At 56.0% G+C, this 507-nt stretch carries 1 pseudogene; it reads right to left on the minus strand.

The features are described from left to right. Positions 1-461 (minus strand): annotated as a pseudogene (locus tag R8N49_RS30755) (type IV secretion protein Rhs); the annotation flags it as partial. Positions 462-507 lie beyond the last annotated feature (46 nt).

Raw genomic sequence — 507 nt, forward strand, 5'->3', positions numbered from 1 at the left:
CTTCCGTCAGCGTTGTAGCTTACCTGAGTTTTCTCTGCGCCCCCGGCGTGTTCGCTTAGAACCGCTCTCCCCTGAGTATCATATCCCCATGTGGCGAAACGGTTGCCGTTCTCGTCCACCAGCCCAGAGAGCAAACCCGGTGCATTCGGGTCATCGTAGAGATAGCTGCGGCTCGTATTGTCCTGGTAGATCACTTCCGCCAGCTTGCCAGCGCTGTTGTACTGGTACTGAATACTGCCACCAGCAGGATCGGTGACACTGACCATGCGGCCATCTTGATACTGGAACTGGATGGTGCGGCCAAAGCCGTCAGTGATCGAGGATAGCTCTCCGTTCAGATAGCTCAGGGTGATGTGATTGCCGTTGGGCTTCTCGATGCCGGTCAGTCGTCCGGTTTCATCATAGGCCTCGACTACCCCGTCAGATTGAGTGTAGCGCCAGCCGGTAGCATCCTTCGTCAAGGTATCATCGGTTTTCCATGTTGGCACCCAGACAGAGGACGAGTTG

This window comes from Vibrio sp. 1978 (genome assembly GCF_033344345.1).